Here is a 22,443-nt window from a genome sequence, read left to right on the forward strand (position 1 = left end):
CAGCGACATTTGGGACAACAGACCGGACGACAAGATCCGGGGCGACCGTTTTTGGATGCCGTTAGGGATGAGGCAAACACGATGCGCGGCGGTCCGAGTTCCACACAATCGCGTCCACCGCGGCACGCCGAACGCAAAGAGGTATTCCAGGTCTATGAATGTCACTATCAAGATGACGCTTTAGTGAAATCGACAGGTGTCGATGAGACGCAACCGGCGATGTTGCGGTATCCGTCCGGACGCATCTTGATTGAGTGTAACGGACACCTCCTACACGACGGACCGAACCCGGCAGGCTTCTGCATGTTCGTGCCGTTTACCGTCGATCCGTCCGTTGATTCTGTCTACGGTCCCTCGATTATTAACCAACTCGCGGGTATGCAGATGGCACTGAATAAATGTATCTCGCAGGCGATAGAACACACGGAACGTTGCTCGAACCCAGTCTTAAAAATCTCGTCGCTCTCAAAGAGTCTTAATCAGGATTCCGATATAGGCGCGCCTGGAAGCCGTATCGTGACGATGGAGAACGAAGGTGGTGCGGGCTGGATGGAACCCCCGGCGTTAGGCATAGAAGTCAAAGAGATTATGATGCTGATGATCGAGTTAATGGAAAATGTTTCGGGTGTGCATGAAGTCTCGCAGGGTGAAACGACACCGGCGCGCTCCGGGATCGCGATTGAAAGACTACAGGCAGCGGCGGCGACGCGTTCCAATCTGCGGTCAATCAACTTCGATCAGGGGCTGAAAACCTATGCGCGGAATGTCTGTTCGTTGTTCTTGGATTTCGTCAACGAGGATCGGCAGTACCGCTTCCTCGATGAAGATTCGATGATGGAACAGCACGGCACTTTCAATGCCAAAGCGTTAGTCAACCCGACGCGCCGCGGTAAGATCGAAATGCTCCAGCAGGAGATGATGCAGGTCAGAGAAGATTATAGGAACATCGCCTTGTATCGGTCGCCAGAAGAAGCCGAGATGCTACAGGAACACTATATCTATCAGCTCGAAGAACTTCAACGTGAGATCCATATCACACGGGCGTTACCTGCCCATGACTTAGTGAGCTTCGATGTACGTATCCAGACTGGGACGCGATCTATGACGCAAGCGGCGCGTGAGTCGCGTGCATTCATGTTATTTGAACTCGATATTATCACCGAAGCCTCGTTATTGAAGATGTTGCGCGTGCCGAATGCACATAAGATGCTACAGCTGAAGGCAGAAGAACGGAAAGCGATGGCACAGGCACAGCAGCAAGGGGCGCAACAACAACTCGCACTTGAAATCCAAAAGGATGAATCCGAACACGATAACGACCTTGAGCTCCAGGAGCTGAAGGGTCAATTCGAGATAATTGTCGCAAAAATCCAAGCAAAAGCTGCGGAAGTGCGTGCAAGCAAAAGTGATGCTAAGCGCAAGAAGGCGGCTTAACTTAAAGGAGATACTCTCATGGCAGGACCCAATGGCGGTGTTTGGGGCAATGAAGTGACGGTCCCAGAAGGCCAAAAACTGACAGAAAATACAGCGTCTTACGTGAAACCGGCTGGCGAAGCTGAGAACGCTAAAGGTGCTGAGAACACCGGTGGCGATGACACGAAAGAAACACCGTCAACCGAACCGGTTGTCAAAATGCCCGACGGCACAGAAGTCCCTATTGCCGATTACGATCCGTACGTCCAGCAGCGTCAGGAACTTCAGCAGCGCGAATCGCGCGTCGATGGGATGATGTCGGTTATGAATGGTAACAACGGTGAAGGAACAGGTGAATCCACGAATACTGAACAACAGTCGGAGGACGTACACCCGCTCCTTGCGGATAACCCGTTGCTTGAGAAGATTGAGATCAATGACGAATTCATGAGCGACGAAGATAAAGCGAACATTGAACGGCATAACAAGCTCGTCGATTACGCGAAAAGTCAGAACCAAACCATCGTCGATATGGAGAGCAACTTCAATAAACAGCTCGGGGTCTTACGCGACGAAGTGGGCGGTCGCTTTGTGCGTGAAGATATCGCGCAAGCGACGGCGTTGACAGGCGTAACAGAGCAAGAACTCGTCGCGGCGGGTCGCGCAACAGGTGTCACCGATATTAAAACACTCGCGACAATCGTTGTTGGTGAAAAAGCGATACAGGCACAAAGCGAAGAAGCTGCCGCTGCTGCGGAAGCACAGCGTGAACAAGAGGCAGCGAATATCACTTCCACCTCTCAAGGAAACGGTAGCGGGAATAATGGCACCCAACAAAAAGAAGGGCGCGGTGTAGAGAACTGGCGCGACAAGGAATCTGTAGGGGCTGCCTATAAATTTGGAGCTGTTTAAACAAAATAGAAAACAGGCGGAAAACAGGCGGAAAAGGTATGATAAAGAATGTCTTTGAATCTTGGAGAACTGCGTGGGTTCACAAAGGACTGGGGCCCGAAAATGGTCTCGGATACCTTTTTCAACCAGCACGTTCTACTAAAATCGATGGAATCTGTCCGTCAGACGTATCCTGGCGGTGATTTTATACGCCTCCCCTTAAACGTCAGAGGCGATAGAAACGATCAGACCGGGCGCGCACTCGGCTATACAGAATCTTTTGACTTCCCGAAGCTCGAAGTCGGTGATGTTGCGAGATTTGAGCCGAAGATGGAGGTCCAAGTCGTCGTCATTTGGGACTACGAGGTTGCGAAGAACGGTGCCTCGGATGTCCAGTATGCAGATCTCGTGCAAAACCGTATCTCCTGGTACATGAAACTCATGGCGGATCGGAAAAGCCGGTATCTCTACGGTCGCGGTGGCAACACCACACGTCCTAACGGTTTGATTGATGTGTTCGATAACACAGCGAAATTCGGTCAGATTGACCGCACCAAAGCACCGACCTACCGTTCGTTCCATAAGACCGCATCTTCTCCGCGTGGCATAAGCCGTGCGTTGCTTACTGAGTCGCTGATCGATGTCTGGGATGGCGCGAAGAAACCGGACATCGGGATCACGACACCAGGCATCTGGGCGAAGATTCATTCGATCCTGATGCGCGATGAGCGGTATCCGAACACCGCGCTGGCGGCTGCCGGGTTCACGAACATCACATTCATGGGCGTACCCATTGTCTTTGATAAAGAGCGTCCTGTGAAATCCGCCACTCAGCATTCGTTGGATTGGTTGAACTTCGACCATCTCAGGGATTATGCGTGTGAAGGCTTCAATATGCGTAGACACCCCTGGGCGCGGATGCCTCAAAACACTGGACAATATGAAGTGATTGTCAACTTCGGCAACTTCTGCAGCGATAACTTGCGCTACGAGTGCCGACTCGACGATCTCGATCCAAGTGTACTCACTGCGGCTGCGTAATAGTTTTCGGTTGTCAGTACGCTACGCTTTCGGTTGTCAGTTAAAGAGGTTCCTCTTTTAACTGACAACTGATAACTGATAACTGACAACTACTAAAAAAGGAGAAAGAAATGCCAGTTTTTGGTGTACCAACGATATTTGAGGGTCCCTATAAGGACGTACACGATGATCCGATCGTCGCACTCGGCGGCTGTTTTATGAGCAACGTTGATGATGTTTTGATGACCTTCGTCCGGTTTTCAGAAGATGTTGAAGAAGGTGATGCGATTCGCACGAAATATGACCACCTTGCACCAGCGGATAATGCTGCCAATTCCTTTCGCGATGCCAACGACGAAATTGTGCCTGCGGGTTCAACGTACGTCGATGTAATGGACGCGAATTTTCTTACAGCACTTGCGGGTATCCCGGACGAACCGACGCTACGGGATTACGCAAAGATCGCTATCAGAAGTGGTGATGGTGCGGGTCAACGCGGTTATATTACACACTATACCAATACGCGTCTGAATGTTCGGTGGTATGATACCGATGATGGGACATTAAAAACGGCTATTGGTAATGATGGCAACAGTGGTATCACTTCAACCAGTCTATTTTCGATCTATGCGCCCTGGTACGTTGAGCGCGCGTTCTCGGATGCTGCGAATGCTACTGAAGGGACGGTCAACGGGATTGTGCTGGCACGCTCAGCGAAGGCAAATCAGTACGGTTTCGTGGGTGTTGAAGGCGATTTTCCTGTAAAGGTAAACGTTGCAGTAGATGCAGGTGACATCTTGATCCCTGCGTTGACAGCGAGCCAGGGCGAAGGTGAAACGCCAGCTGCTGCGGATGTGATAGACGCATATGCCACCGTGCAGCATGCAGGTGTCGCAAATACGCTTGTTGAGGCGACGGTTTACTGTCGGAAAATCTCGATTGTTCGGGAAATTGCGGAGAGTTTGGTCCGCGGCTTCGATCGGCCTGAGGCTGTCTAATGGCGACACGTGGTGAAATTCGGCAGGGTGTGCGTTATCACTTGGGCGAACGTACACCGGGCACTTGGCAAGATGATGAGATCAACTACTTCATCCAAGAGTCCGGCAACGAACACGCCAAACGCGCGTATTCTGTGAAAACGATTATCTATACATCGACTTTACAGAACGTGCGGGATTACGCCTTCCCACCGAATTTCGGCGACCTGTTGTCTGTTCGGTATCGCGATGAGACTATCTCCGATGAATGGGGTCTCATCTATGTGGATAAAGATGTGCTTCGGGACTGGTCGTATACTGGCACCGAGAACGGTGATCCGTACTACTACTATCGCGAACAAGATTCTTTTGGGTTGTTCCCCGTCCCAAATAAGCTCTTGGTGGTTGAATATAAGTTTGAAAACGATTGCCCAGGGTTTACAGAGATTTTCGATCGTGAATCTATGACAGGTTTTTCTCAGGATTTAACGCTTGAAGTTGTCGCGGATACGACAGAACCGACAGAAATGGAAGTCCGGGACACAGACTTAGACCCACGCTGTGTCTGGGGTGGGGTCGTCTCTTTATACCTTCGGCGGAGCGGTACGTATTTTCCCGGTAAGCTGTGGCTCTCGTTTACGAATTTGACGGGTGAACATCAGTTTGTGCATACAAGTGGCGAGTTATCTGCAGATTCAATCAACTCTCGACCGGAATGGGTGCATTTTGACTTCACACAGAACCCGATCGAAATCAACTCCACAGAGCAGACCTATCGGATGCGACTGCATGTCGATAACGATTACCAAGCCGCCGAGCCGCGCAGTTATGGTGGGAGCGGTATCTTGGTCGGGACACAAGTCGTTGAAGGGACACCGCAAGCCTTTTTTCAGATCCACCGACTCCGTCACGATCTCGAAGTCGAGTATTATCGCAACACCTGTGATGTTATGACGGATGATGAAGATGTCATAAACATCCCGGATCGCTACACAGAAACGATTGTGCACATGACGCTCGAAAAGTGTTACCTCAAAGACGGCTATGACCCACGGCTTGCGGCGTATTGGCAAGCGAAAGCGGAGATGGAGATCAAAGAGGCGAAAGCACAAGCAGTGATTCCGACACTTGGCAAACGACGTGAGCTCCGACGGTCTGCACCGCGACTCACGAACCTGACATACAATAACAGAACGGGCTTGTTCAGACTCAGACTTGGAAGACCGTAAGATGAATATCAATTTTGCCGGTGGCTTAGTTACAAACGAAGTCTATAATCCTCGGAGCCGTGGCGTATCAGGTCAGTATGTCCGCAACTGTCGCGTCAACGGCAACGGCTGGCTCATCCCGCGTAAGGGACGCGTCCGCGCCGAGGCACCGGATGTTTTCTCTTATGAAAACGAATACGGTGGCAGCCCACTCGCGAAGATAGCACCTGGGAGTGTTCGATATTCTGAATCGGGTGCTGCGGACGTGCCTGCTTTTTCGCCGGTCAATATGGTCTTCCAGGCAGTGAAAGTAGACACCTCGCAAATAGAACAGGCGTTCCCGACACAACAGGGTGATACCGGTGAACCGCCACCGCAGTTATCGCCGAAAACAGTCATTGGTGAGAAAAGCGATCCTATTACAGTTGAACCGATACGCGTCGTGCGTGCCGAAGACCAGTTTGGTGAGTATGAAGTCGATCCAGCGAATCGTGAAAACACCTATCGTGCGCGTGTTCATGACCTGAAAATTATCCATATCAATGACGAGCAGATAGCGATCCGATTTCGGATTATCGGTGATATTAACCTGAAGGTTGGGATCGTCGATTACGGTTCTAAACAGGTTGTCCGGCATGTCCGGGACACGACTTACCTCGACGGCGGTTCACAAGACGAGGAACCCGACCAGACAGGGGATAATACGGGACCGCGGCGGAAACAGGTGATTTGGGACGGCAAAAACGATTTTGGTGAATTCGTCGCACCGGGTGCCTATTCTGTTGCGTTTGAGGAAGCCGTGCCGCAGAGACGACTTGATGCCGATGGCGACTATTTACCTGTAGAATCCTACGAGTATCGACGGAGTTTTCTGCCCTTCGATATTACGTGGGAAGTGCTTGAAATCGCAGTCGGGAATGTGCCGGACGCAACACATGTCGATATTTTTCTCACCGAGGATACGGTGTCGGAACGGTATTTCTGGGTTGCGCGGTTGCCTGTAGACAGCACGGTTCATTATCATTTCCCTGTCTTGGACGTGAACACGGAGGGACCGCTGACCTTTGAGACACCTGATTGGGAATATATCGCTGCGAACGAGTACCGGGCATACGTCGCTGAACTTGAATCGAATCGGGTCTATCTATCACATTTCAATCCTGGTACAGGGGAACGGCTCTATCAGAATTTCACAAATTTTATTGATCTTGATCTTCAGGACGGACACATCACGGGGCTTCATTTTCTCAGAGATACGCATCTGATTGTCTATGCGTCGAACCAGATACAGATTTTGGCGACCGATCCGATCGCGGAACTGCATTCTGTCATTGATTTCATTACACCGCGGGACGATAAAGGACAGTATATCGGCTGTATTTCGCCTGAATCTATTGTCGATATGGGCGGCGTGCATTACTTTCTGGCAACCGATAAGCGGATCTATCGCTATGATGGCTCGAATCTGCGGGAGATGTCGGATAAGGTTCACGGGGTGCTCAGTAGACTTCTCCACCTCGAAAACGCTGTTGGGTTCTCACACGACCAACACTATTTGCTTTCGGTCCAATTGGATTCTGACAACGACCCGGACACGACGCTCGTCTATGATCTGATTCACGGTGTCTGGTGGCAAGACGATTTTGGGGTCTCTGACGCAATGAAAGACCGTCAGGGTAACGCCTATGGTGTTATCGACGGGCAGACGTTTCAACTGTATACCGGCGACACCGATGACGGTGAACCGATCCGTCGGGTGTGGCGCAGTCATCCGTATTATGGGCGCATCCAACAGAAGTGGGAATCTGTACATGTTTCTCCGCAAGCACCGGCTGTAATTGACGTGGAAGTGTTTACAGAGTTCAATCGTGCCGAAGGGAGTCTTGATATTGAGAGTCTTGCGAACCCTTGGACGCATCGCATGGGCTGCAACCTTCGCGGACGGACCCTCACGATCGAAATTCAAACCGAATCGACCGCGGCGATTGATCGAATTGCCGTCAATGAACGGGTGAGGAACGCAAGATGAAACAGAGACGTGTTCAAGAGTTTGTTGTGCCGCGGGAACGCGTTACACCTGAAGTTGCCCGTGCTTTTCAGTCTATTTTGCTTTCGCTGCGGGGCTTGGATGCTGCTATTGATGATGCCAAGGATACTGACGAGGTGAGCGCAATTCAAAGGGATGTTCGGAATTTAGAGCAAAAAATTCGACGTGTAGAATCGACTCCCGGTAGGCAGGAAGTGGTTGTGCGTAGATCGACGGAGATTACGTATTCCACGACGTATTGAGAGAGAAGGAGTAGACGATGACATTGGCAATTGATCAGAATTTCAATCAACTCATGACACGCGAGGGGTTGCCTGTTGGTGAGTTTCGGACATTGGCAAATGGTGCGACAGAAAAACCTGTCAGCGCGTGGCGACGGTTGATGCCGCATGGCAACGCGGGTGAAACGTACACGGATAGCAAATACCGTTTCAAGACGGGTGCCTTACGGAATACCATTATAGATGCAACAGGTTGGATACTGGAGATACTCAACCCTGGCTATCATCAGAAAGGTCGGATCGCAGAAGTCGGTACCGATAATGTGACGTTAGAGGAAAAACTGCAATTTTATGAAGGGTTGAAGGGGGTGACGACCTCTCTGGAATGGGTAATTTATCCGGTATTGGATTTCCCGATCTCTATTCATTACCAACGTGGTACCGGTGCTATCAACGTGGATATTGGTGTCGCTACTGAACGTCTATACACACCTTCGGACACTGTGAAAATCGCGTCAATTGAGGATGAAACATCTGTCATTATCCCGACGCAACAGGTGGGTCAGATTTTCTATAGAATCGGGGATGGTTCAACATCACGAACCAATGCGGATAACGCCGATATAGATCTAACGTGGGGTGAGCATTACGTCAGAAGGTCATAGCATGCACAAACGGCTTATATCCCAACTTAAGGATACCCCAAACCGGCTGAAGATTACGCCGCCGAGCAAGCTTGCAATCATTTATCTCGATGCTGCGTTTGTTGAACAGGGTGCTTATTTTCAGTTGATCCCTATCGGTGAGTGGAACCAATGGCAACATTTTTGGGATATATGGGATCTACACAAGACAGATCTGACGGTTGAAGGCTTATATGTCAGGAAAAAGCAAGGGGTCTGGACGATCCGCTATAAACCGCTGAGAGGCATTGAGCTCGATGAATCGATTACACGTTTCCAAGGGATATAAATGGCGACTTTTCGGTTGGTTGCTATAGGTGATTTGGACACCACACAGGCACAATTCGCTTTTCAGGTCTCTGGTGAGAACACGTATCTCCAGTTCGGTCTGTTAGACGTGGATAACAGACGGCATTTTGAATCGGTTATTTCTGGGGGTCGTGTTGGATTCTTCGAGGCTGGTAGTGATCTGTCTGATAGCGAGGCTCCGAATGCTCGGATTGTTGCGGATTATGACGTCACCAATGGCGTGGAAATTGACGAGATACCGCCTACGTTGTCAGTGGGTTCAGATTATCAGATTAAATGGTCACAGGCGCGACCGGGGGCACCGGCTGATGGTGACGGTGAAACGCTATTAGACGTGACACTGATCCGCAAGGTCGAGATACAAGGACTTGAGGAGCATACGCTCAGTTTTGAGTATAACATCGGACCCAACGGACGACCAGGTAGGTATTGGGGTGCGAAGTGGTTCGGTTCTATCGCCGACCTCGAATCCGGGACACCGGAGTTAGAAGAAGCACAGACCCCAGAGAACGTCTCTATCACGCCACCGGAGTTAGCGGAAACTGAAGGCTTACATTTTTTTCATTTGGCGTTTACACCGCAGTTTGAAGGCGATCATTATGTCGCATTTGTGTTAGACCCGCAGGACGAAACGGAACCCGAGGCACCTGTTCGCCCGACGGACGGCTTAATTATTGAAGATGTTGATGGCTATGCGGTGAGAGACGTGGACGGATTTTATCTTGTCCAGGTGATAGAGGAATCGTGGGCATTTCTTCAAGACGTAGATGGTTACGAGTTGGTAGATGTAGATGGTAATAGACTTGTGGAAGTTACGGAATTGACATAAATGGCAGAACGTCAGTTGTCGAATGTTCCAGATATAACCGAAGATACGATCTTTGATGAAGACATTGCTGCGCTATTGAATGCCAATGGTCGTTTCCGTGATATTGCGACGATATTGCTCCGCAATGCGCTCTCGAAAGCGATGCTGCACGCCCAAGCGCGGGATCCGGCAGACAGTGAACTGGTTACGGGGCTGACGCAATATTGGGTCAATACCGAAAGCAAAGCCCGTTTTATCTCTGTAGCAGGTGCGGACTGGGTAGATGTCACACCGACAGCTACGAACACGCGACTCACAGACGAAGAGCTTCAAGACAAAATAGCAGCGTTTCTCGCCGAAGGTAGTAATGTCACGTTGACCTATGATGATGAAGCTGGCACATTGACGATCTCCGCGACAGGAACAGACAGTGGCAGTGGCTTAACAGCAGAACAAGTGCGAGATATAGTTGCGGCATTTATCCAGGGTGGAACAAATGTAACAGTTAACCATGATGATGACAACGATACCTTTACGATCGAGGCAACGGATACGAACACGCAACTCACGGACGAAGAATTTCAGGACAAGCTCAATTCGCTGATCACGGCTGGCAGCAATATCACTATTGATTATGATGACGACGCGAATACCTTTACGATCTCTGCAACAGATGGTGGCTTAGCAGCGGTTGCGACCGATGAGACACTTCAAGGCGACGGGACTGCGGAAAGTCCGCTCGGTGTTGTCTCAAGTTCAAGTGAAGCATCAGGCGAAGTGGGTCGAATCCTGTCAATCGGCAGCTACACACTCGGCATAAGCACAACGCCTGCTGCAGAGCATGCGGGTTACACCGGTGGGAATCTCTATATCCATACGACGGCTTCTGACGGTGATAAGTCAACGATTCTTGCGAGTCTATCACAAGGCGATTACATCCATATCGGCACGGAAGCGATAGTGGAGATTGTATCAGCACCGTCATCCGCATCGAGTATCTATACGCTCACTGTGGCGGTCTTAGACGGCGAAGTGCCAACGTCTGAGAGTCATACACTCTACTATATCAAAGAGAACCGGGCCTTAATCGCGGGTGCGGTACACGGCTTCAATATCGCCAATGGTGCGGTGTTGCTTGCGCACTTGGCATCAGAAGTGCTAACGAACTGGCTCTCGGCAGTCGCGACGGATAGCAGTCTTGACGGTGATGGCACATCCGGGAGTGCGTTAGGGATTGCCGATGGGGGTGTTCTTGCCGCACACCTCGATGCCCAAGCGATTAAAGCAAATGGTCCAACAGTGCTTGGCAGTTGGAGGCGTGATGGATCAAACGGTGGCAATTCAGGCAGTTTTCAAGTGTTTAGGTCGTTGGGTGCAGCTCAGTTATACATCAACGCAACCGATGCTGACGGCACAAACAGACAAACAGAATTACTGGCACTGCGAAGCGGTGATAAACTTTCAGTTGCCGGAACGCTTTTGACGCTCACAGCCACACCTACAGGCAGCAACGCAATAGCGATTTTGGGTACATGGCCCGGTGATACGATTCCGCCTACGACGACGGGTGAAACCTACACGATCATCAACATCAGCCGTGACATCCTCGCAATAAACGAAAGAAGAACTGGGACATTCCTTGGGGTCGATGAAAACTTAAATCTGATATGGGGGACACCTCAGGCGGGGCAACAAGACGACTCGGGTGACGCAGCAGCAGACATCAACAGTGGCACTTACACGGTTTTAGGGGATTGGGAACGCGGTTCTGCGAGCCTCCCCGATACGGGGAAGTATTACACGGAAGCATCGAGCGTGGTGTTGAATCCGACCGATGCCAATGGTATGGCGCGCGGAGATGTGATTCAGACCCTCGGCGTTGGCGATCGTATCCAGTTCGACAGAATAAACGCCTTTGTACTGAGTGCGGTGCCGACGAATGTCAATGGCTGGTCGATGTCGGGGTCATGGGTAAAGACGTGGAGTGCCGGAGACTTTGATGGCGAACATCCGCTGTATCTGATCAAGAAGAACAACGTCGTGGTTCGCAATAATGTTGTGCCGGGTCGTTTTTTGAAGTTGAATGATGATTTGGAGATAGAGGCAAACGATCCTGCAGACAGTCTCGAAACGATTTGGGAAGGTGAGTTCACATCTGCCACAACTGGCAGGCAATCCTTGAACGCAGGCAAAAAGTTTTCCGGTTATACGCACGTTATCTTTAATTATTCGGGTATCAATCGCCGTAATCTCTGGACGGTTCCTGTTGCGTTATGGGATGCGCTCAACGCGACAGAGTTCGGTAATCGCGATGCGCGTCTCGCACTTACGCATCGAAGTGACACAGAATTTGAGTTGGCTGCAGGCGATAGTGGTATCACACTCTATAAAATTTACGGCTATAAAGGTGTATAGATGGCAGCGAAAATCCATCTCAATTTTGTCAGGAAAGCGGATATTTCAGGTGAAATTGATGAAATCAGACGTATCCATTTAGATACAAACTGTAAGCGCGTACATATCCGCGAAGACGACTCATTTCACGATGAGGTCATCACGCGGCAGTATGATTTTCAGAATGCAGCACAGACAGAGGGCAGTGTTCAAGTGCCGCGTCCTGGTTATTCTGACAATATCTATCGGTATATGATAGACGCGGATGACGTACTACATCTGTGGATATGTTGTGCGGTTCCGTTAAACACACCTTTGCCTGTTCCTGACTATCAGATAAAAGAGTTTTCAGGCTCTGGAACAAAGACAGTCTGGCTTGCCAATGGTGAGCAAGATAGCATAGTTTTGGGTGGCTCTGCGCCCGGATGGGTACCCGGAGCATTGACAGAACAGGAAAAAAAGGATCGTACTATCACGGCGGTCAAGGCATGGCGTGCGAGAAAAAAAGCGTGGCTCTTAGAGTCGCCAGAATATGCGGATCTCATACCCGAAATTACGAAACACTTAGGCTACTGGTTGAGAGCGGCGGACTATGCAATCAAAGTAGAATTCACAAAAAAGGTCGATGGCGATAATGACGCTTATGATTGGCCAATCATTGAAGCGATAGCGAAAGAGATGACGAAAGGCCCGTTATCGTTAGATCCTGATGGTGATGGTGCTTACAATGTGGAATTCTTCCAAGCGTTTCGCGGATTGATTTATGGGTCAACAGTAGTACCAATCGTACCCGCACACCCGAACGGTCCCTCACAAGGCGTTTTATGGCTCAACACAGGAACAACATGGGCATCAGCGGCTGATGTTGAACGTCAAACATTCACTTATAGTCTCATGGAAACGCAAAGCACTCGCTACGCGGGATTAAGTGCAACTTATATTTCGACACACGAATATTGGAGTTCATAATGGTAGAAATAGCAGGGTATCAAGTTATTAAAAAACCTGAATTTACAGGCAAGATATTGAAGGCGGTATTTGTTTCAGTCTCTGAGCTAAGAGTTAAGGCAGATTTCGGTGGAAACGTAGAAGTCTATGGATTTGACTTTTCCAAATATATAAAGCCTATTGACTACAGAACAGATGCCGTCGATGCATTAATCAGTGCAATTCGTCCAGAAGGCACACATACGGTTTGCGAATTCGAGTGGGATGCGTGTGTTATAAGATTAAAGGCACTCCCCGATATTCCAAACTACTTCTGTCTTGCTGATGGTGAAACCGAAACCTTGGATGACATGGGTGTAGATGTAGAATACTTCGCGCCCGGCGCGGAAACCGGTGTTCAGTTCTATGATCGACTGATGCCATCTCTGCATGAAGCCGCGAAGTCATATCTCGATCAGCATATTCCGACCGCGGAGATTGCTGGCAATTCGCGAGGTGTTCACGCAACGACTCGCAGCTCTGCAAGCAAGATCCATGCGGACACGACTGCCAACGCATTCCGTTTGCCGATCGGTTTCGCTGCGAGGCAACTCGACTGCCACCGTCAAGGTAAAGGGCACATCTTATCGCGAACAGACACAGAGAAACTTGTCAAGGACATCCACGAGGTCTTCACAAAAGACGACGCATGGTGGGAGCATCACTACGGGCACGATGTTCGGTATTGGAACAAGTACCATAATGCCCGGCAGGTGCTTTTGACAACGCCTGATGGCACGGTAGAGTCGATCTATGACATCGATGCGAATATCCGTAAGAACCTACCGAAGACGGACCGCGACAATACCGAACTCATTACGCAGCAGGGTGAAGCCGAATTCCATAGTCTCGCAACCGACTATTTCACGAAAGCACTCTATGGACCGCGCGACCCTGTAACAAAACGCACACTGACCTTTAAGGAGAAGACGTAATGCCAGAACAACACACTATTGCTGTCCAATTCGATGTCGTGCAACCCGCTGCGCCAACGATAACGATAGATGGCGATAACATCATCGAAGCGGTGATCGGTCGGAGTCAAGAGTACGATATGACGTTTACACGGGGGCAACCGCCGATTACTGAGGCACAGTTACGGAACATAGAGCTACAGCTCTTTACGGATGCGGAACGTGCAGATCGTCTCGGTGCGGAAGATGAGGATGCCTACACGTATGAGGTTCGCGACATAGATATGGATGCGGGGACGGCGAAACTCAATCTCACAGTCAATACGGGTGTAGCCGCGCGGACGTTATACGCCTCGATCCTCATTGAGCAGGGAACGTAATGTCAAATGTCTATATTCCGCTTCTGCTTCATCTTCTATACCCCGTGCCGTCAGTGGTACTACGTCAAGCACAGAATCATGTCGTTATCGTAACGTTTTCCGAACGTGTGGTGAACTTCACGGAAGTCGGCATCACGACAGACGGAACGATCGCAGACTTCACAGGTAACGGATTTGAGTTTTGCGTGATTTTTGAGAACGCCACTTACGCGCACGTGCGATCGGGCGTAGCTGTGAGCGAAAATAACCAACCGAACACCGAAAGCAATAGGTTGACTTTAAATGCCTGATTATGTAGATGTTGTCCGCTTGGATGTCAGAGCCAATAGAGTGCCGACAGTCAGTGTGCCGTCTCTGGTAACACTTCACGAAGGACAGAACACACTCTTTGATGTTTCTATAAACACAGGGTATCCACGAGCGACCTCGTTGACCTTCTCTCTGAGAAATGCTAACAACAATCCTGTATCGCAGGGCGGAAGTAACCCGACGATTACGGCGATTGACACACTCAGCGAGGTTGATGGAGACAACGTTCAGGCGGGTCTGACGCATCGGGTCAATGCGCCGACACTGCCGGGTGATTCACCTGTCTATGTGGACTGGTTGGTAACTTTCACGATCACATCCTCGGAAGGTTCAGATACAGCGACGACCCGGATTCGGGTGTATCAGTCTGTGGCAGCGACGCTGAGTTTCCCGGAGAATGTCTCAGCGTATGAGCAGACAGATTTTTCGTCATCTGATCTGATGTATAACGCGGGTTCACCGGTCGCGACCGAGATTCGGCATTCGTTTCACAACTCATTGGCAGATGCGCGTTCAGGTGCCAACCCTCGGACAAGCGGCAGACCCTCGGTGAGTATTTCTCCGACCTCGCAAGCGTTAGCGAATTTGGCGGGTCAGAGTATCCGTGTCCGCAATGGGACCCTGAATTACGGGTCAGCGTTGCCTGCGGTTTCAGGAGATACACGGTGGTATGGAAGGCTGGAAATCGTTCAGAACGGTTCGGTTGTTGATTCTACAGCATATACACTCACAATCCTGAATGCCGTTACGCCGTCTCTTGTGATTACCAGCGGTTTTGCTATCGAAGGCACACGTGCGATTACACCGATAACTTATACGGCAGGTGCGCCGTATGCGGATCGGTTCAGTATTGTCGGTTTTTACAACTCTCAGTCTGACGCACAGAACAATCGTAACCGTTTGACGAGTGCGGATGGTATCCCTTCAGCGATCCAGTGGGCTCCGGCGACACCTTCAGAAGCGACAGGCACGCAGCACGGGTTTTTGTATTATACCTTACCGTATGTAAGTGCGGATAAACGTTTATGGGGCTTAGCACGCATTGAGCGTGACAGGGAGGACGGTCAACAAGGCGTAGATTATTGGCAAACGACTTTTTATGTCGATGTCCTCAACCGCGTGCCTGCAGAAATCGACGTTCAGGAAATCATCACAATGGACGAAGAATCGACAATGATGGTGATGTTCACGTACACACGAGGTGTGCCAGCCGCAAGAGGTTTTGGTGTCAGTATCCATGAAAGTCAGTCAGATGCCGATAACAACCGCAATGCTGTCATGGACACCGATGATCCGCGTATAACGCTTTCTGACTACGATAACACAGGTAGCCAAACAGCACAAAAAACAGGAACCGCAACGATTGTAACCCCGGATATAGGTAACAGGGATAGGAGCTGGTATCCTCGATTCTATATGGATGCGGATGTGATACCACCAGATCCAAGCTGATGCCAGATTATTATGATATTTGTGAGCTTCGCGTCCGAGCAACGGATCCCGCAGTGCCGATCGTCTGGTCTGAGCTGCCGGACATCGTTCGTGAGGACGGAAATGAGCGTCAGGTTCGGTCGCGGCAATATGTCAACGAGCCGCGATCGGAGACGCGGTTTCGACTCGCATCAGGGTACACACTGCCAGATGGCTGGTCTTATCGTGGCGGTGGCGTGTTACGCTACCGAGCGATCTTAGGGCAAACTGTCAGTTTACGGTTTACAGCAACACGCGATGACGTGCCGGATGTCGATTCTAACGAGTTCACGATCTCAAGAGAAGTCGCATTTGTGTCTCGGCTGGTGCCGAATCGAGTCAACTTCGCCCTCGCTTTCAACAATGCGACGCAACGCGTGTATGTGTTCAATGCGACAGAACCCGCGATCAACCCTGTCAGGCACTTCATCGCAGTGTTCGACATCAACGGCACTGAACAGTTATCAGAGAGCCTTGAAATCTCGGACATCAATCCGGCTGCAATGAACGGTGGTGCCTGGGACGGCTCGTATTTCTGGGCAGTAGGGCATTTTACCTCTGACGGTGGCGAACTTCGCAAGATAACGACTGCGGGTGTCTTGGAGGCGACGTACACCTACTCAGGTGGGTTCATTGAGTCGATCGCTTATGACGGCTCGCATATCTGGGGACTCGATATTAGAACGCGCAAGTTGCGGAAATTCACAACTGCTGGTGTTGAGCAAACAGCCTCAGCGATCACGTTGCCAGCCGCAGCAACGACAAACGATATGTCGGGCTATTACTTCGGTATAGGACAGTATGGACTGACGTATGCGGATGGACACTGGTGGATACCGCAGAACCATTTCACCGGTGGCAATGAACGGATATTTTGTTGCACGCCTGCGGGTGTGCGAGTTCAGAGCCGGGATGTTGAAGTCGTCAATGGCGTTGCGGGTGTGACTTACAATCCGACGACAGACAATCTCTGGTGGATTTATGACAGAACGGATACAGACGGCAGCCGGTATGGGGTTCTCGAAGCACAGCAGATATAGGAGGAGAGATGTTACATTCTGCGACAGGTAAGTTTTTCGGATGTCTATTTTGGATATTAGTGGTTGGTTGTGTGGTAGTTGGTATCCTCATTGGGTATCTCGTTTTCTAAAAGGAGGTGAAGGGTAGGTCGCCACCTACCCAACGATGAATAAAATGCTTCAATACATAAAACGAATGTTCCGCAAGGAAAGTAACGAAAAACGCTTGAAAAAAGCGATTCTCAATGACAGAAAGGAGGTAAAACGCAAATGAAGTTCAGAACCCTACTGCACGCGCTCTTATTCGGTGTACTTACTGCGATCGTAGGTATTGCGATTATCTATGGTGTTCAGTGTCTTTATGGAGACCCTGAACCGCTATTCATTGATACTTACACCTGCACACTCACCGATGCGAGCGAACAGGTCTACGATGGCGACACGATCAAGGACGTGCGGGTGCTGCTCTTGAAACACCCGTTTGGCAAATGGGAATATGGCGAATACTGGCCGGGTGTGCATATCACCGAGCGCGGTGTCGAGATACAAACAGACATCCGCATCGCCGGGATCGACACGCCAGAGAAACGCGTTTCGACAAAGAATGCTGATGGAAGTAAGCGATCGGAAGCAAGTCGTGCGCGAGAGAAAGCCGCCGCCCTTGCGAGCCGTCAGGCATTGATAGATTTACTGAAAGCCAACGACAACAAGTTCTCTATCTCCGATCCGATGGACGGTAAGTATGCCGGTCGGACGGTGGTAGATGTCGCTGTCAATGAGATGGATGTTGCAACGCTTTTGATTCAGAAAGGGCATGCCAAACCTTATGACGGCGGGACGAAACCCGATTGGGGGTGGGGACAATGAGTGAAGTGATGTGGTTTGTCTTGGTACTCGAAATTTTAGTCGGTGGTGTGCTGATCCCGATCGGCTGGAAAATATCTTCTTCGCTGACAAAGATATTTTCAAATCTGAAAACGTTCACAGGCTCGCTTCAAGAACTCTGTGGGACCATGAAAGAAGTAACCAATGAGCTGACAGATGCTCGGATGCGAGACAAAGATGTAGAAAATAGGCTTAAGAACATCGAGAAGGAACTCGGTAAACACGTAGATAAGGTGGACAAATGAAAAATGTACCCTCACCCCCAACACAATTGTCCTTATACGTCTATGATGCCAAAGTGCATCCGATCGACAAAGAACAGTGGCCCGTCTTGGTTCTTGCGCGTAGTAATGCCTTAGACGATCTTCCGCGTGATGCTAAGCATTGGCCGGCACAATTTGAGTTTAAGTATGAGACCGAGGACGAGATTTATTTCCTCTTGCCGACACGATGGGGATCAGGCACTTGGCAAGGTGCAGACCACAACTTATACAACATTCCGCCGAAAAAAGGCACGTTGTATTGGCGTTACTACGAATTCTGTGTGAATCACGAGACCGATGAGAAACAAGACGGTGAGTGGGTTGGCGGTGTCTATTTCGACAAGGTTTATTCCGCATCTGATGGGCATATACCGAGATTAGTACTTCGGGGCAATGATGCGCCAACACCGTATATCCCTATAGAACAGGCAGGCAACCCTGACTGGCGACCGGCTACGATGTCTGAACGCGCTGCGGCATGGAAAAAAGAGAAAGCGCGCTTTGATAGACTCGGTTCGGAGATTCACCCGCTCCAAGATCGTATCGCGCGCGAAGGCTATGTTGAGGACTTCGGCGACGACTTGTGGGTCGGAGGTGGAGAACCTCACGCGTCCGCACCGCAATGGTTGCATGATGCTTGGAAGACGATCAAGGAATTTCATACCGAACAGGATTTTCTCGTCATCGCCCAGAACATCAGAGACCGATTGGATGGTGTCGCGAATAAGATGGTTGCTTTCAAAGATGTTCCCTACGGCACACAACGTCGTATCTCGCGTGCGCAGGGCGGATATACGCCTATAGGTTCATCGGAAACAATCTACTCTGGAGAGGTGATTGCTGATGAAGATGAAGCGCGGTGGGTAATCGCGTGGCGACGCGCTCAGATACGGGCATTTCGTGCTGGCGAGATTACCGAGATCAACTGGCGTGCGCCGGATCGCAACTCGGTAGAAACACCTGTCGCTGAATCTGATCCTGTTATAGAAGCCGTCAAGCAGATTCAGTCTCAGAACAACCCTGCCGATTTCACAAAGTCCGGGAAACCGAAAGTCCGACCGACGAGTCAAATCGCTGGGCAAAAAGTCTCTGCTAAACAGAGAGACGCAGCATGGAAGCAAGTCAAATGAAGAAAGAAACTTGGGACGAACTCCAGCAGACAATTTTGATGGGGGGGACATTACTCCTCGCGCTCATCTATGTTTTTGCTGTCATCTATATCAAACCTTTTGCAGATTCACAGGTGTCGGGTCAAATTTGGGAGTTTCTCAAATATATTCTGTTGATGGTGTTCACGCACTGCTTCACGAAAAGTGGAATCGGAGGTGGAAAGTCTAATGGACAATAGGAAGGAAGTCCTCTCACTTATCCTCAAATCTGAGGGTGGATTGAACGAAGATGAACCGGCACATGTGGGTGGCATATCCTACGCGGGTATCACACAGACGACATGGGATGCGTATCGTGTTCGGAATTCAGGTTTACCGAAGTCTGTTCGTGATCTCGCAGGTCAACACGATTTGGTAGAAGCGTTTTACGTGGACTATTTTGGGAAATATCACGTATGGGAATTGCCTGAATTCCTACAATACATTTTTGCGGACTTCGTGGTGAACGCCGGTAGTGCAGCCGTGAAAATTATCCAAAACATGGCGGGTGCAGATGTAGACGGTCTCTGGGGTTCTGGCACTTCACGGGCAGTTAAGGCATGGAAGCTGCATGTTGAAACTTCGTTAGCATCTGACCCAAATATCGACAACGAATTAATCACTGAGTTTCACAACTATAAGATCGCACATTATGAGCGATTGGCGCAATTGAACCCTGAGAAATATGCAAGATACCTGCCGGGTTGGAAACGGCGCGCGAACAAAGTGCTTGCGGACTTAGGGAAATACTTTGAAACTGAAGAACCCACGACAAAAGCGATTGATGAGGATGATGTCGTCCTGACAGACACAGGGAATGAACTCGACCTCTCAGCCGCGGCGACAGAGGAACTGTTGGCGGAGTTGCTGCGTCGTGAAGATACTAAAAAAAGTTGAATTATCACCCTACACCTGACAAGGGGTAGGATTACATGGAGGCATTAACAAATGCTTTTTGAAATGTTTAGAGAAGGCGCGTTTAGGAAACACGCATGGTTATGGATGATTGTTTTTGTCGTGATTGCACTGCTTTTCGCGCATAACACCTTCGCACAGTGGGAGGAACTCCCCTCACGAGGAACGACTGTCGATTTCGCGCTCACGGCAAATGAAAAGGCACAGTCGATCTACGGCACAGCCATCCACGCTGGCATAAACTACTGGTTCGGGCTAAACGGCACACAAATCTCGCACGACGGCGAAGTGCTATCACAAGACCTTAACGCACGTCTACAAGGCGGATTTGGTTTCGCTGGTGCCTCGTTACAGGGCTTTGTAGAAGCCAACCGAGATATGGACTCCAAAATCGCCACATCGACGGGTGCCTATCTGCGGAGAGTCATTGAGATGAAGAAACTCGCGATCGTCTTCGGTGGCGGAAGTTTCATTGAACGTGACCAGTTCGCTGAGTTGGATACCTTCGACAAAGAAGGCACAGAAACAGACGCAGGCGGTTCTGAAATACTTCCCTACTATCTGCTCATTCTTGGTGGTGAATACGATTACTCTGAAACGATCGGACTTCACGGTAAAGTGATCGGTAAACCGCAGGCAAATTTTGCGTCCTTCGGGGGTGTCTTTGACATCGGCACGGATATTGTCCTCAATGACCAATGGACTTTGAAGATTCAATCGACAACCGAGTTTGAGGTAACCGACGGTGAAACCGAAACTTCGACTGAGAATTCTGTGATCCTGAGCCTGAACTTCTAACATTGACAAAATCCGTCGATTGTGTTAGTATATTTTCAATCAGATATATATCTAATTGGATATAAATTTAGATTAAGCCCCAACATGTGCAGGTGGGTAGGATGAGGAATTCCGTCGCTACGGAAGTTGCCCGACTAATGGAGTAGGGCTGCCGGGGACGAAAACAGCACTGACTAATTTTGGATATATGATTAATTTTCTTTGTGAGTGCGACCTTTACAATGAATGGTTTGGGGTCGCACTCCCTCCTAACGCAGCAGGGTGCAGTAGTAGTTGCTGGCATGACTCATGATCATGTATACGTGGGTGCAAATCCTACCCCTGCTATCGAGGCTCATTGACTGCTCATTTTCAAAGGCGCAAGGAGTCTCGGCTTGATTTTCAGCAGGTTTATACCAAGTCGTGAGGTATAGTAAATCGCACGTACGAATTCCTGCACCGTTTGCGAGTGTACCGGAAGGCACTCATAAAGTTTCAATAGAGTCAAAGCGCACCTTGAAAACTCGCAACTACCCTTCGCCATTTGGCGAAGCCTATTTGACATCTGATGATCGCTATAGCTCAATGGTAGAGCACGCGGCAGTTATCAGCCGCGGGGTATAGGTTCGATTCCTGTTAGCGATTTCGGTCAAGACAAGAACAATTTCTGAAACACCTGGCTGCTCTATCTTGACCGACCACAGAGATGCGACAAAGTCGCATGGCCGCTTGCGACTATGAGTAAAACCTAAAAGGCGGTTAGAGGTTGGCGGCTCCTCGAACATAAAAAGTCGCACTTACAAAACTATCATTATGGAAACCAAGCGTAGGAAACCCTTCATATTGCTCGATGAAACAGGCAAGCAGATCGGACGCGGTGTCTGTTATGATGAGGGCAATGTCCAGGTCTATATGGAAGTCGCGAAAGGTGCTGCGTGGCAGATGCAACTCGCGGACGTTCTTCAACTGAAAGCGGTTGCGACTTTTAGATGGGCACACTAAAACCAAAGGAGAAAATATGTCAGAAATTATCTATGAAGACGATTATATTCAAGTGATTGTGCTTGACGATAAAGGTGCCGGGGGTGCGCATCACAAATACTCTATTACTTGCAAAGATGTGGACCCTGAAAAAGGCGGATACCTGGAGTTGGGGCATGTCCAATTTCAGAACGGTGCCATCCTTGAGAACGGTGTCAACGGACTCACCAACGAAGTACTGCTTGCCATTGTCGGGCATCGGCTGGAATGTTTCCAAGACGGTCCCTTCCCTTCTGATTTTAACGCAGCAGCCCTACATGGTGTTGACCTTGCGAAGCTTGTCTTGGAGATGCGGACGCAAGACCGGAAAGACCGAGGCGTAGAGGGACAAACGAAAGCATAAAGGTTCTGTGTGCCTTTAAAC

General features: G+C 49.8%; 25 protein-coding genes and 2 tRNA genes. All 27 read left to right on the top strand.

Features of this window, described 5'->3' with window-relative positions; translation table 11 throughout:
* A partial coding sequence (locus OXH00_02625; protein ID MCY3739895.1) for a hypothetical protein occupies positions 1-1,434 on the top strand: 1,434 nt, incomplete at its 5' end.
* Between the two features lie 18 nt (positions 1,435-1,452).
* Positions 1,453-2,325 (top strand): hypothetical protein, encoded by an 873-nt coding sequence (locus tag OXH00_02630; protein MCY3739896.1) that lies wholly within the window; start codon positions 1,453-1,455, stop codon positions 2,323-2,325.
* 48 nt (positions 2,326-2,373) lie between these two features.
* Positions 2,374-3,345, top strand: a complete 972-nt coding sequence (locus OXH00_02635; GenBank protein ID MCY3739897.1) for a phage major capsid protein — start codon at positions 2,374-2,376, stop codon at positions 3,343-3,345.
* A gap of 110 nt (positions 3,346-3,455) precedes the next feature.
* Positions 3,456-4,322, top strand: a complete 867-nt coding sequence (locus OXH00_02640) for a hypothetical protein (protein MCY3739898.1) — start codon at positions 3,456-3,458, stop codon at positions 4,320-4,322.
* Positions 4,322-5,530 carry a hypothetical protein gene (locus tag OXH00_02645; protein ID MCY3739899.1) on the top strand — a complete coding sequence of 403 codons (1,209 nt, stop codon included), beginning with the start codon at positions 4,322-4,324 and terminating at the stop codon, positions 5,528-5,530. The genes OXH00_02640 and OXH00_02645 overlap by 1 nt, the downstream gene beginning before the upstream one ends.
* Position 5,531: 1 nt before the next feature.
* Positions 5,532-7,538, top strand: a complete 2,007-nt coding sequence (locus OXH00_02650; protein MCY3739900.1) for a hypothetical protein — start codon at positions 5,532-5,534, stop codon at positions 7,536-7,538.
* Positions 7,535-7,798, top strand: coding sequence for a hypothetical protein (locus OXH00_02655; protein MCY3739901.1), 264 nt, complete (start codon positions 7,535-7,537; stop codon positions 7,796-7,798). Before OXH00_02650 ends, OXH00_02655 begins: the two co-directional genes overlap by 4 nt.
* Before the next feature lie 17 nt (positions 7,799-7,815).
* Positions 7,816-8,442 carry a hypothetical protein gene (locus OXH00_02660; protein MCY3739902.1) on the top strand — a complete coding sequence of 209 codons (627 nt, stop codon included), beginning with the start codon at positions 7,816-7,818 and terminating at the stop codon, positions 8,440-8,442.
* A gap of 1 nt (position 8,443) precedes the next feature.
* Positions 8,444-8,749 (top strand): hypothetical protein, encoded by a 306-nt coding sequence (locus OXH00_02665; GenBank protein ID MCY3739903.1) that lies wholly within the window; start codon positions 8,444-8,446, stop codon positions 8,747-8,749.
* Positions 8,750-9,598, top strand: a complete 849-nt coding sequence (locus OXH00_02670; protein ID MCY3739904.1) for a hypothetical protein — start codon at positions 8,750-8,752, stop codon at positions 9,596-9,598.
* Positions 9,599-11,992 (top strand): hypothetical protein, encoded by a 2,394-nt coding sequence (locus OXH00_02675; GenBank protein MCY3739905.1) that lies wholly within the window; start codon positions 9,599-9,601, stop codon positions 11,990-11,992.
* Positions 11,993-12,940, top strand: a complete 948-nt coding sequence (locus tag OXH00_02680; protein ID MCY3739906.1) for a hypothetical protein — start codon at positions 11,993-11,995, stop codon at positions 12,938-12,940.
* Positions 12,940-13,893, top strand: a complete 954-nt coding sequence (locus OXH00_02685) for a hypothetical protein (protein ID MCY3739907.1) — start codon at positions 12,940-12,942, stop codon at positions 13,891-13,893. Before OXH00_02680 ends, OXH00_02685 begins: the two co-directional genes overlap by 1 nt.
* Positions 13,893-14,252 (top strand): hypothetical protein, encoded by a 360-nt coding sequence (locus OXH00_02690; GenBank protein ID MCY3739908.1) that lies wholly within the window; start codon positions 13,893-13,895, stop codon positions 14,250-14,252. Before OXH00_02685 ends, OXH00_02690 begins: the two co-directional genes overlap by 1 nt.
* Entirely contained in the window at positions 14,252-14,542 is a 291-nt protein-coding gene (locus OXH00_02695; GenBank protein ID MCY3739909.1) for a hypothetical protein, read from the top strand. The genes OXH00_02690 and OXH00_02695 overlap by 1 nt, the downstream gene beginning before the upstream one ends.
* Positions 14,535-16,013: a hypothetical protein gene (locus tag OXH00_02700; GenBank protein ID MCY3739910.1), complete on the top strand. Its 1,479-nt coding sequence runs from the start codon at positions 14,535-14,537 to the stop codon at positions 16,011-16,013. Before OXH00_02695 ends, OXH00_02700 begins: the two co-directional genes overlap by 8 nt.
* Positions 16,013-17,071 carry a hypothetical protein gene (locus tag OXH00_02705; GenBank protein ID MCY3739911.1) on the top strand — a complete coding sequence of 353 codons (1,059 nt, stop codon included), beginning with the start codon at positions 16,013-16,015 and terminating at the stop codon, positions 17,069-17,071. Before OXH00_02700 ends, OXH00_02705 begins: the two co-directional genes overlap by 1 nt.
* A gap of 249 nt (positions 17,072-17,320) precedes the next feature.
* Positions 17,321-17,917: a thermonuclease family protein gene (locus OXH00_02710; GenBank protein MCY3739912.1), complete on the top strand. Its 597-nt coding sequence runs from the start codon at positions 17,321-17,323 to the stop codon at positions 17,915-17,917.
* The gene (locus OXH00_02715) at positions 17,914-18,180 is read left to right on the top strand and encodes a hypothetical protein (GenBank protein MCY3739913.1); all 267 of its coding nucleotides are present in this window, start codon (positions 17,914-17,916) and stop codon (positions 18,178-18,180) included. The genes OXH00_02710 and OXH00_02715 overlap by 4 nt, the downstream gene beginning before the upstream one ends.
* On the top strand, positions 18,177-19,328 hold the full coding sequence (locus tag OXH00_02720) for a hypothetical protein (GenBank protein ID MCY3739914.1): 1,152 nt from the start codon (positions 18,177-18,179) through the stop codon (positions 19,326-19,328). The genes OXH00_02715 and OXH00_02720 overlap by 4 nt, the downstream gene beginning before the upstream one ends.
* Positions 19,325-19,546, top strand: a complete 222-nt coding sequence (locus OXH00_02725; protein ID MCY3739915.1) for a hypothetical protein — start codon at positions 19,325-19,327, stop codon at positions 19,544-19,546. The genes OXH00_02720 and OXH00_02725 overlap by 4 nt, the downstream gene beginning before the upstream one ends.
* Positions 19,536-20,243 (top strand): hypothetical protein, encoded by a 708-nt coding sequence (locus OXH00_02730; GenBank protein ID MCY3739916.1) that lies wholly within the window; start codon positions 19,536-19,538, stop codon positions 20,241-20,243. The genes OXH00_02725 and OXH00_02730 overlap by 11 nt, the downstream gene beginning before the upstream one ends.
* Before the next feature lie 51 nt (positions 20,244-20,294).
* The gene (locus tag OXH00_02735) at positions 20,295-21,059 is read left to right on the top strand and encodes a hypothetical protein (protein MCY3739917.1); all 765 of its coding nucleotides are present in this window, start codon (positions 20,295-20,297) and stop codon (positions 21,057-21,059) included.
* A gap of 255 nt (positions 21,060-21,314) precedes the next feature.
* Positions 21,315-21,386, top strand: a tRNA-Met gene (locus tag OXH00_02740).
* 223 nt (positions 21,387-21,609) lie between these two features.
* Positions 21,610-21,683, top strand: a tRNA-Asn gene (locus tag OXH00_02745).
* Positions 21,684-21,881: 198 nt separating this feature from the next.
* Positions 21,882-22,040 carry a hypothetical protein gene (locus OXH00_02750; GenBank protein ID MCY3739918.1) on the top strand — a complete coding sequence of 53 codons (159 nt, stop codon included), beginning with the start codon at positions 21,882-21,884 and terminating at the stop codon, positions 22,038-22,040.
* A gap of 16 nt (positions 22,041-22,056) precedes the next feature.
* On the top strand, positions 22,057-22,422 hold the full coding sequence (locus OXH00_02755) for an ABC transporter ATPase (GenBank protein ID MCY3739919.1): 366 nt from the start codon (positions 22,057-22,059) through the stop codon (positions 22,420-22,422).
* Positions 22,423-22,443 lie beyond the last annotated feature (21 nt).

This window comes from Candidatus Poribacteria bacterium (genome assembly GCA_026706025.1).
GTDB lineage: Bacteria > Poribacteria > WGA-4E > WGA-4E > WGA-3G > WGA-3G.

Coding starts and splice junctions, on each gene's coding strand:
- OXH00_02630 (MCY3739896.1), top strand. CDS start 1,453: ATGGCAGGACCCAATGGCGGTGTTTGGGGCAATGAAGTGACGGTCCCA.
- OXH00_02635 (MCY3739897.1), top strand. CDS start 2,374: ATGTCTTTGAATCTTGGAGAACTGCGTGGGTTCACAAAGGACTGGGGC.
- OXH00_02640 (MCY3739898.1), top strand. CDS start 3,456: ATGCCAGTTTTTGGTGTACCAACGATATTTGAGGGTCCCTATAAGGAC.
- OXH00_02645 (MCY3739899.1), top strand. CDS start 4,322: ATGGCGACACGTGGTGAAATTCGGCAGGGTGTGCGTTATCACTTGGGC.
- OXH00_02650 (MCY3739900.1), top strand. CDS start 5,532: ATGAATATCAATTTTGCCGGTGGCTTAGTTACAAACGAAGTCTATAAT.
- OXH00_02655 (MCY3739901.1), top strand. CDS start 7,535: ATGAAACAGAGACGTGTTCAAGAGTTTGTTGTGCCGCGGGAACGCGTT.
- OXH00_02660 (MCY3739902.1), top strand. CDS start 7,816: ATGACATTGGCAATTGATCAGAATTTCAATCAACTCATGACACGCGAG.
- OXH00_02665 (MCY3739903.1), top strand. CDS start 8,444: ATGCACAAACGGCTTATATCCCAACTTAAGGATACCCCAAACCGGCTG.
- OXH00_02670 (MCY3739904.1), top strand. CDS start 8,750: ATGGCGACTTTTCGGTTGGTTGCTATAGGTGATTTGGACACCACACAG.
- OXH00_02675 (MCY3739905.1), top strand. CDS start 9,599: ATGGCAGAACGTCAGTTGTCGAATGTTCCAGATATAACCGAAGATACG.
- OXH00_02680 (MCY3739906.1), top strand. CDS start 11,993: ATGGCAGCGAAAATCCATCTCAATTTTGTCAGGAAAGCGGATATTTCA.
- OXH00_02685 (MCY3739907.1), top strand. CDS start 12,940: ATGGTAGAAATAGCAGGGTATCAAGTTATTAAAAAACCTGAATTTACA.
- OXH00_02690 (MCY3739908.1), top strand. CDS start 13,893: ATGCCAGAACAACACACTATTGCTGTCCAATTCGATGTCGTGCAACCC.
- OXH00_02695 (MCY3739909.1), top strand. CDS start 14,252: ATGTCAAATGTCTATATTCCGCTTCTGCTTCATCTTCTATACCCCGTG.
- OXH00_02700 (MCY3739910.1), top strand. CDS start 14,535: ATGCCTGATTATGTAGATGTTGTCCGCTTGGATGTCAGAGCCAATAGA.
- OXH00_02705 (MCY3739911.1), top strand. CDS start 16,013: ATGCCAGATTATTATGATATTTGTGAGCTTCGCGTCCGAGCAACGGAT.
- OXH00_02710 (MCY3739912.1), top strand. CDS start 17,321: ATGAAGTTCAGAACCCTACTGCACGCGCTCTTATTCGGTGTACTTACT.
- OXH00_02715 (MCY3739913.1), top strand. CDS start 17,914: ATGAGTGAAGTGATGTGGTTTGTCTTGGTACTCGAAATTTTAGTCGGT.
- OXH00_02720 (MCY3739914.1), top strand. CDS start 18,177: ATGAAAAATGTACCCTCACCCCCAACACAATTGTCCTTATACGTCTAT.
- OXH00_02725 (MCY3739915.1), top strand. CDS start 19,325: ATGAAGAAAGAAACTTGGGACGAACTCCAGCAGACAATTTTGATGGGG.
- OXH00_02730 (MCY3739916.1), top strand. CDS start 19,536: ATGGACAATAGGAAGGAAGTCCTCTCACTTATCCTCAAATCTGAGGGT.
- OXH00_02735 (MCY3739917.1), top strand. CDS start 20,295: ATGCTTTTTGAAATGTTTAGAGAAGGCGCGTTTAGGAAACACGCATGG.
- OXH00_02755 (MCY3739919.1), top strand. CDS start 22,057: ATGTCAGAAATTATCTATGAAGACGATTATATTCAAGTGATTGTGCTT.